The following is an 8168-nucleotide window of genomic DNA, read 5'->3' as shown; positions in this document are numbered from 1 at the left end:
TTCTGATCAGTTCCGCTTTGTTGGCACCAACTCCACAGACAAAATCAAAGACTTTGTAAGTGGCACCGACAAGATTGGTTTCAATCTGTTTGACTTCGGCAATACGACTGCGACAACGGCCGGCCAGACCCTCTCAACAGACGATTATGTTGATAATCGTTCTAGCATTACGTCTATGGGTACGGCGGACAATCATAAAATGATCGAGCTGCAAACCGGCTTGTCATCGGGTCAAATCACCGGTGATACCGGAGCTGCGATTGAAGCTTATGTGATGGTGTTTAACACCTCCACCAACAAAGCTGAGCTTTGGTACGATAACGACTGGAGCACGAGTGCCAGCCGTCGTCACATTGCGACTTTGGACAATACATCTGAATTGTCCGACGTGGTTGGTTTGAGCGCCACTGACTTCGTGGAGTTTGTTGCCTAATAATTGGACGTAATATGAATTGAAAAGGGAGCCGGCTGGCTCCCTTTTTTTGTTCGGCGCTGGCTATGCCCAAAAATTGAGCAGCTTTGACTTTTTCCAAAAAATAGGCAACAATGTGGCTCTGCCTAAAAAATAGGCATTTTGTGTTTCGGGAGAAGTTGAAAATGAATGGTGCAGACACGAGCTGGATATTAACTGCCACAGCGCTCGTTTTATTGATGACAATGCCAGGCTTGGCCTTGTTCTATGCAGGTCTTGTGCAGGCAAAAAACATATTGTCTGTGTTGATGCATTGTGTGGCGATTGCTTGTTTGGCATCGATTCTTTGGTTCATGTTTGGCTATTCTCTTGCCTTTACCGAAGGCAATGCGCTCATCGGTGGGCTAAGCCGTATTGGCTTGGTGGGTATGGAGCGTGACAGTTTAAGCGGTACCATTCCTGAGAGCCTTTGGGTGATCTTTCAGATGACGTTCGCAGTGATCACACCAGCATTGATGGTTGGCGCTTTTGTGGAGCGGATTAAGTTTTCAGCTGTTCTTATTATCGCAGGCGCTTGGCTGATGCTGGTCTATGTGCCTGTTACCCATTGGGTATGGGGCGGCGGCTGGCTTGCCCAGCTTGGCGTTATTGATTTTGCTGGCGGCATCGTGGTGCATGTGACCGCTGGTGTGTCCGCAGCGGTGATTGCATTGATGCTTGGCGCGCGAAATGGGTTCCCCAGTGGTGTGCGTCCGCCGCATGCCCCTTGGATGGTCATGGTTGGTGCTTCGCTTTTGTGGGTCGGCTGGTTTGGCTTTAACGGTGGCAGTGCGGTTGCGGCAAATGGCGATGCAACCATGGCAATATTGGTGACGCATCTGAGTGCGGCAACTGCCTCGCTTGTGTGGATGGTGATTGAATGGGTCAAATTTGGACGTCCGAGCATTGTGGGCATCGTGACAGGCACCATTGCTGGGTTGGCAACAATTACCCCAGCGTCTGGCTCTGTTGGTCCAATGGGAGCCATTTTGTTGGGGTTAGCCGGCGGTGTTATTTGTTTTTATGCGGTTGATTTTGTGAAGCACAAAATGAACATTGACGACTCGCTTGATGTGCTTGCTGTGCACGGCATTGGTGGAGCTACGGGCACATTGTTGCTGGCTTTCTTGCTCGCCTTTGGATCGGGCGCAGCGGGCTACGCAGATGGAATGAACGCCATGAGCCAATTTGGCGTACAAGCCATTGGGGTTGTTGTAACTGCGATTTGGTCATTGGTGGTAACTGTGGTTATTGTGTGGATCACAAAGAAGCTTGTCGGCCTACGTGTCGATAAAGAAGCGGAAACCACTGGGCTTGATTTGGCTGTGCACGGTGAAACTGGCTACCGAAACTAGCCATTTATTTGATTGGAGGACGTATGAAATTCATTATCGCGATCATTAAACCGCACAAGTTGGATGAGGTGCGTGATGCGATAGGCGCGTTGGATATTTCGGGCATGACCGTGACGGAAGTTCGCGGTTATGGGCGGCAACGTGGGCACACCGAAATCTATCGGGGAGCCGAATACGAAATCTCATATGTGCCGAAATTGAAGCTAGAAATCGCTGTTCCCGACGACAAATTGGACAAAGCTGTGGATGCAATTCGCGAAACAGCTTCGGAAGGCAAAATTGGGGATGGCAAAATATTTGTCTTAGATCTTGAGGCGGCTATTCGTGTACGCACGGGGGAGAGTGGCGAAAGCGCGCTTTAGACAGCGCCCGTTTCAAGATTGAACGCGCCAATCACGTGGGAGAGTTGGACCCTTATCAGTTCTTCCACCGATTGGCGCGTTATGTATTTATGGGTGTTGATTGGGCTCGAGTTGAGCAAAGAATTGTTTGGCGACATTCAGTCCATTGATTGCTGCAGGCATACCGCCATAAAGCGACATCTGCATAATGGTCTCAAAAATCTCAGTTTTTGTTGCACCCGCGGCATGTGCATGTTCAATATTGATTTCGAGTTGAGGCGCTGTTTGACCACCCAGAGCGGTAAGTGCTCCAATGGTAATGAGCTGGCGTGTTTTCAAATCCAAACCCTCGCGCGCGTAAATGCGGCCATAAGCGAATTCAATTAAGGTTTCTGCAAACTCGGGTACGTCCTCATCGTATCGGTCCGCCAGTGTTTTTTCCAGTGTTGGGTTGAATGAGTTGGTGAGGTTGCGACCTGCTTGAAGGGCACTTTTTGTCATTTGTTTTCTCGTTTGTTGAAATGATCAGTCATGCAAACGGAAATGGGAATATCTGTGCTTTTGGCAATTGCAGATTGATAGGCAGCAATTTTGTCTTGAACTAAAGCCAAGCAGCCTTCTTGTTCTATAATTGTTTGTTTGATGCGAAGTTCATGCACTTGTAGAAGATCACATCTGTCCTGATTGGATGAGGGCCCTGTTTGGCGGTGAGCCGCATAGGCAAGCATGTCTTTCAGTGGCATGCCTGTGGCTTTGAGCACTTTGATAAAGTTGAGCCAAGCCACAAAACTTGGGCCATAGACCCGGCGTCCACCGGCGTCACGAGGAACATTTTTGATCAATCCGATTTTCTCATAATAGCGGAGTGTATCGATGCTTACATTGCAGGTTTTTGCCAGTTCGCCGATATACATTTTGCTTCTCATTAGGTTTGCTTGATTACTTGTAGGTGCTGGAGTGCGCTCCAGGTCAAGCTCATAATAAAAAAATACCCGCCAAAAAGGCGGGTATTTGAAATCTTCGGTAGTCGCTCAGTATAGTTGTTCCTACGATGATCCAACACCATCTTGTCCAACAAATGCGATGCGCAGCATGTTGGTGGCGCCCGGCGTGCCCAAAGGCACACCAGCGGTAATGGCAACCCGGTCGCCCGGACGTGCAAAGCCTTCACGATAAGCAATTGAACAAGCGCGATCCACCACATCATCAAGGTTCACCGCGTCGTCGGTACGCACGCAATGTAGACCCCAAACGAGGGATAGGCGTCGAACGGTTGCCAATTTGGGCGATAGCGCCACAATCGGCTTTTCGGGGCGCTCACGCGCGGCGCGAATACCTGTGGAGCCGGATGAGGTGTAGGTGACAATTGCGGCCAGATCGAGCGTTTCAGCCACTTGGCGGGCAGATGCAGATATGGCATCGGCGGCGGTTGCTTCTGGTTCGATGTTTTGGCGGCGAATGATGGACTGATAAAGACCATCTTGTTCCACAGCGACCGCAATACGGTTCATGGTGGCGACGGCTTGTACGGGGAAGTCACCTGCAGCAGATTCGGCTGAAAGCATAACGGCATCCGCGCCTTCGTAAACAGCGGTGGCTACGTCAGACACTTCAGCACGTGTTGGCACTGGCGCTTCAATCATAGATTCAAGCATCTGTGTTGCAACAACAACTGGTTTGCCTTGTTGGCGGGCCATGCGGATCATGCGCTTTTGCAAACCTGGCACGGTTTCCAAAGGCATTTCCACGCCCAAGTCGCCGCGCGCAATCATAATCGCATCAGAGAGCTTGATGATTTCTTCCAAGCGCTCGATGGCTTGGGGCTTTTCAATCTTCGCCAAAATACCTGCGCGGCCCTGTACGGTTTTGCGTACGTCGATAATGTCTTCGGGACGCTGAACGAATGATAGGGCGATCCAGTCCGCTTTCACTTCCAATGCGGCGAGCAGATCAGCGCGATCTTTTTCCGTTAAGGCGCCAACCCCGAGCAATGTGTCAGGCAGGCTAACGCCTTTGCGGTCAGACAATTTGCCGCCATGCACGACTTCGCATTCAATTTTGTCAGCCGTTTTTTTGATGCAGCGCAATTCGATTTTGCCGTCGTCAAGCAACAGCTTGTGGCCTTTTTCGATGGCTTCAAAAATTTCTGGATGAGGCAGGTGTACGCGGGTTTTATTGCCTTCAGAAGTGTCGGTGTCCAGGGTGATCACATCGCCGGTGGCCAATTGAACAGAGCCTGTGTTGAATTTGCCGACACGCAACTTGGGGCCCTGCAAATCAACCAAAACGCCGATGGGTCGTTTAACAGCTTTCTCAACACGACGCACTTTCGCCATGGTTTCAGCCAACAATTCGTGGCTGGCGTGGCTCATGTTTATGCGGAAAACGTCTGCGCCAGCACGGGCTAGCTCTTCGATTGTGGCTTCAGTGTTTGAGGCTGGGCCTAGGGTCGCGAGAATTTTGACTTTGCGTAGACGTCTCATTGGTGCTCCAACTATTGCAGATCGGCGTCCGTTAGTTGAACAGTCCAATCTCTGTTTTTCTTGGTATCGACTTCCATGAAGCCGGTTCTTTCGTAGCCGCGGGCTAGACAGTCCTTTTCACCAAAGATTGTGAAGGACTTATCTCGGGTGCACATAAAAATGCGCCCATCCCACCGATTTCCGCCGATATCATCTACGGCGTGAATATAGAAATATTGCGAACGTTGTTCGTTTAGAGGCCCATCGAACACGACCGCGCAATTTTCCGGTTCAGCCACCCACCAGCCTTCTGACTGCCAGCCTTTTTCGCTGCGAAAGCCTATGGCGATGGCCACCGAATTTTGACTTTGATTGCAAATCCGCAGATCAGCAGATGCCGGCGTTGAGTAAAAAGACGACAGCAGGAGGATGAGCGGTGCAACTCTCATTGCGGCCTTTGTTATACTAAAGTCGGTAAAAGACAAGGTGTCGACGCTCCCAGTTACGTACATTTTTTTACGATTTTTGCATGTTATAAATGATTTGGGACCGATCTGTGACCGGTAAAAAGAGATATCGTGTCTGATTTGGCTTCACGCGCGAAGTTTTTTTAAAACAGGTGGTGGATGAGTGGCTTTTGACCTTGCATTGAATAGGTGCAATGGGCGAAAGATATAGACCAGTTTTGCGAACCGTTTGAAAGAAAATTGATATGGGACAGTCCACTATCGCCCGCGAGCAGTTGCGCGCTCTTGTTGAACGCATTGAGCGTTTGGAAGAAGAAAAAAAATCGATCGCTGAGGATATTCGTGACGTTTATGGCGAGGCCAAAGGCAATGGCTATGACGTTAAGGTGTTGCGAGAAGTGATCAAGCTGCGCAAGCAAGAAGCCCATGAGCGCTCTGAACATGAAGCTGTTTTGGACCTTTATAAGCACGCGCTGGGGATGATCCCTTCTGCGCCAGTTGACGATGAAGCCTACTCATAGCGCTTCATCATTCGCTTAAGAAAATTATCGGCCGTCAATCAGTCCAGACATGACCTGATTGGCGGCTTTTTCGTTGCCAATCGCCCGCATGGCAGTGGCTGCAATCGCATTCCGGTCCAGGCCAGCGTGTGCATACATTTTATCTTGGGCTGCATGGTCAAAATGCTTGTCTGGAATAAACATTGGGCGGCATTTTAGGCCCCCATCAAGCAAACCGTTTAGCGCCAAGTGGTTCAAAACAAAGCTTCCAAAACCGCCAATTGACCCTTCTTCGATGGTGATCAAGACTTCATGTTCGCGGGCAAGCCGTTCAACCATGTCAACATCAAGTGGTTTGGCGAATCGCGCGTCTGCTACGGTTGCTGAAATGCCAAACGTGGCGAGCATTTCTGCAGCGGCGATGGTTTCGCTCAGGCGTCCGCCAAACGAAAGCAGGGCAACCGAGTTGCCTTCTCGCAAGATGCGCCCTTTGCCGATTTCCAAGAATTCACCGCGTCTTGGAATTTCAACGCCAACGCCTTCACCGCGTGGAAAACGGAAAGCTATTGGGTGTTCATCGAACTGAGCAGCGGTTCGCACCATGTGTTTAAGCTCGGCTTCATCACCTGGTGCCATCAGCACCATATTCGGAATCGCACCAAGAAATGCTGTATCAAATGCGCCCGCATGGGTCGGACCATCGGCACCCACAAAACCTGCGCGATCAATGGCAAAGCGAACGGGCAGGTTTTGGATGGCCACGTCGTGCACCACTTGATCGTATCCGCGTTGCAAAAACGTGGAGTAGATAGCGCAGAACGGGCTTAGACCCTCGGTGGCCATGCCGGCGGCAAATGTCACCGCATGTTGTTCGGCGATCCCAACATCAAAACATCTATCGCCAAATTGCTTGGCAAATTTATCCAACCCGGTGCCAGAAGGCATGGCGGCATTTACCGCCACAATGCGTTCATCAAGCTCAGCTTCTTGGATCAGGCCCTCAGCGAACACGCTGGTATAGGAGGGGGCGTTTGAGACGGGTTTAGATTGTGCGCCGGTGATCACGTTGAACTTGGATACGCCGTGATATTTGTCCGCAGCATTTTCGGCGTGCTCGTAGCCTTTGCCCTTTTGGGTGACCACATGGATCAGAATTGGGCCGTTTTCTGCGTCTCGAACGTTATCGAGAATGGGCAAAAGGTGATCCAAATTGTGTCCATCGATTGGGCCAATGTAATAAAAGCCCAATTCTTCAAACATGGTGCCACCGGTCCAAAAGCCGCGCGCATATTCTTCTGTCTTGCGGGCTTTTTCTGAAACGAACTTTGGTAAATGTTCGGTGAGACCTTTTGCGATCTCGCGGATTGAGCGATAGGCTTTGCCCGAAACGAGCCTGGCCAAATAGGCGCTCATGGCCCCTGTTGGTGGGGCGATCGACATGTCGTTGTCATTAAGAACAACGATCAATCGCGCATCCATTGCCCCGGCATTGTTCATGGCTTCATAAGCCATGCCCGCTGACATGGCCCCATCACCGATAACGGCGATAATGTTGCGCTTTTCCCTTTTAAGGTCAGCGGCAACAGCCATGCCTAGGCCGGCAGAAATTGAAGTTGAAGAGTGGCCCGCACCAAATGGGTCGAATTCGCTTTCTCCGCGTTTTGTAAAACCAGAGATGCCACCTTCTTTGCGCAAGGTGCGCATTTGTTCACGGCGGCCGGTAAGAATCTTGTGCGGATAGGCTTGGTGGCCAACATCCCAGATGATTTTATCATCCGGGGTATTGAAAACATGATGCAAAGCGACTGACAGTTCAACCACACCCAGACCTGCGCCCAGATGACCGCCCGTAACCGATACAGCATCGATCATTTCCGCGCGCACCTCATCTGCCAGCAGGCGAATTTGGTCGCGCGGCAATGTGCGTAGATCGTCGATCTTTTCAATGCCATCCAAGATGGGTGTTTCAGGGCGTTTTGTCACTCATGCCTCACTTTATCGCAATTAGGACAATCAGTGCGCCCTTTGTGATCCAACGAGATTTAAACCTACAGGTGCAAAGGTGCAACCAGTGGGTGACGAAAGGTCGCTGTTTTTTGCATATTTATTGGCGAAAACTACAATGTGCTGGCGGTTTTGAAGCCAATTGTTGGTGCGGCGCGCGGCTGTGCCATTGGGGCAAAGCCAAGCTGTGTCAAATTGCCCAACACAGAAGTGGGTGCTAGATCGCCAACATCTGGTTCAAACATAATTGCAAAGCGGCCTTGTTCCAGTTTGTTCGGATCAGATTCAAAGCTGAATTCGTCTTCGCTTTCTGGTTCGAAGAACTGGCCTGCACGCGTGGCAATATTGACAAGCGTGGAGCTTGGTGCGGATTTCGTGTTGCCAGATTTGACGTTTCTTAGAATCGATCCGAAATCACTGAAGTCAGTGTGTAACGAGGCGGTTGCCAATGCAGCTTTGATATTGGCAGGGAACTGAGATTTGGGATCTTGTTTTGCGGTCTTTTGTTGTACTTCCGCTGCGCCGTTTTGGCGATTTAGGATGATCTCAAGTGCTTTTTGCGCATCAGCTGACGATGAGGTTGGCGTT

The 8168-nt window shown here is 50.4% G+C and carries 10 protein-coding genes; 4 read left to right on the top strand and 6 right to left on the bottom strand.

The window, feature by feature from the left end:
- From Q0231_RS15610 to Q0231_RS15600, 3 genes are all read left to right on the top strand, one after another.
- The coding region (locus Q0231_RS15610) for a hypothetical protein (protein WP_299348985.1) at nucleotides 1–433 on the top strand (433 nt) is incomplete at its 5' end.
- A 164-nt stretch (nucleotides 434–597) separates the two neighbouring features.
- On the top strand, nucleotides 598–1806 hold the full coding sequence (locus Q0231_RS15605; protein ID WP_269394912.1) for an ammonium transporter: 1209 nt from the start codon (nucleotides 598–600) through the stop codon (nucleotides 1804–1806).
- Nucleotides 1807–1829: 23 nt separating this feature from the next.
- Nucleotides 1830–2168 carry a P-II family nitrogen regulator gene (locus Q0231_RS15600; RefSeq protein ID WP_299348982.1) on the top strand — a complete coding sequence of 113 codons (339 nt, stop codon included), beginning with the start codon at nucleotides 1830–1832 and terminating at the stop codon, nucleotides 2166–2168.
- A gap of 87 nt (nucleotides 2169–2255) precedes the next feature.
- Here Q0231_RS15600 and Q0231_RS15595 read toward each other — a convergent pair whose 3' ends face one another.
- From Q0231_RS15595 to Q0231_RS15580, 4 genes are all read right to left on the bottom strand, one after another.
- A complete protein-coding gene (locus Q0231_RS15595) occupies nucleotides 2256–2648 on the bottom strand; it encodes a carboxymuconolactone decarboxylase family protein (RefSeq protein WP_269394910.1) in 393 nt (130 codons plus the stop codon).
- Complete coding sequence (locus tag Q0231_RS15590; protein WP_299348979.1) at nucleotides 2645–3073, bottom strand: MerR family transcriptional regulator; 429 nt, start codon at nucleotides 3071–3073, stop codon at nucleotides 2645–2647. The genes Q0231_RS15595 and Q0231_RS15590 overlap by 4 nt, the downstream gene beginning before the upstream one ends.
- Nucleotides 3074–3193: 120 nt before the next feature.
- Nucleotides 3194–4630 (bottom strand): pyruvate kinase, encoded by a 1437-nt coding sequence (pyk, locus tag Q0231_RS15585; RefSeq protein ID WP_269394908.1) that lies wholly within the window; start codon nucleotides 4628–4630, stop codon nucleotides 3194–3196.
- 11 nt (nucleotides 4631–4641) lie between these two features.
- Nucleotides 4642–5094, bottom strand: a complete 453-nt coding sequence (locus Q0231_RS15580) for a DUF1036 domain-containing protein (RefSeq protein ID WP_269394907.1) — start codon at nucleotides 5092–5094, stop codon at nucleotides 4642–4644.
- 227 nt (nucleotides 5095–5321) lie between these two features.
- On the opposite strand from Q0231_RS15580, the gene Q0231_RS15575 reads away from it, so the two are divergent.
- On the top strand, nucleotides 5322–5597 hold the full coding sequence (locus Q0231_RS15575) for a DUF2312 domain-containing protein (RefSeq protein ID WP_269394906.1): 276 nt from the start codon (nucleotides 5322–5324) through the stop codon (nucleotides 5595–5597).
- Between the two features lie 24 nt (nucleotides 5598–5621).
- On the opposite strand, the gene dxs is transcribed toward Q0231_RS15575, so the two are convergent.
- Entirely contained in the window at nucleotides 5622–7559 is a 1938-nt protein-coding gene (gene dxs, locus Q0231_RS15570; protein WP_299348973.1) for a 1-deoxy-D-xylulose-5-phosphate synthase, read from the bottom strand.
- A gap of 134 nt (nucleotides 7560–7693) precedes the next feature.
- Nucleotides 7694–8168, bottom strand: a 475-nt coding sequence (locus Q0231_RS15565) for a hypothetical protein (protein ID WP_299348970.1), incomplete at its 5' end; no start/stop codon positions are given.

The sequence above is a fragment of the uncultured Maritalea sp. genome, from assembly GCF_937139385.1.
Lineage (GTDB): Bacteria > Pseudomonadota > Alphaproteobacteria > Rhizobiales > Devosiaceae > Maritalea > Maritalea porphyrae_A.
The sequence above is the reverse complement of the archived record's forward strand: the minus strand, read 5'-3'. Positions and strand labels throughout refer to the sequence as shown.

What these genes read in the sequence shown, in the direction of transcription:
- Q0231_RS15605 (WP_269394912.1), top strand. Translation starts at nt 598, where the DNA reads ATGAATGGTGCAGACACGAGCTGGATATTAACTGCCACAGCGCTCGTT.
- Q0231_RS15600 (WP_299348982.1), top strand. Translation starts at nt 1,830, where the DNA reads ATGAAATTCATTATCGCGATCATTAAACCGCACAAGTTGGATGAGGTG.
- Q0231_RS15595 (WP_269394910.1), bottom strand. Translation starts at nt 2,648, where the DNA reads ATGACAAAAAGTGCCCTTCAAGCAGGTCGCAACCTCACCAACTCATTC.
- Q0231_RS15590 (WP_299348979.1), bottom strand. Translation starts at nt 3,073, where the DNA reads ATGAGAAGCAAAATGTATATCGGCGAACTGGCAAAAACCTGCAATGTA.
- pyk (WP_269394908.1), bottom strand. Translation starts at nt 4,630, where the DNA reads ATGAGACGTCTACGCAAAGTCAAAATTCTCGCGACCCTAGGCCCAGCC.
- Q0231_RS15575 (WP_269394906.1), top strand. Translation starts at nt 5,322, where the DNA reads ATGGGACAGTCCACTATCGCCCGCGAGCAGTTGCGCGCTCTTGTTGAA.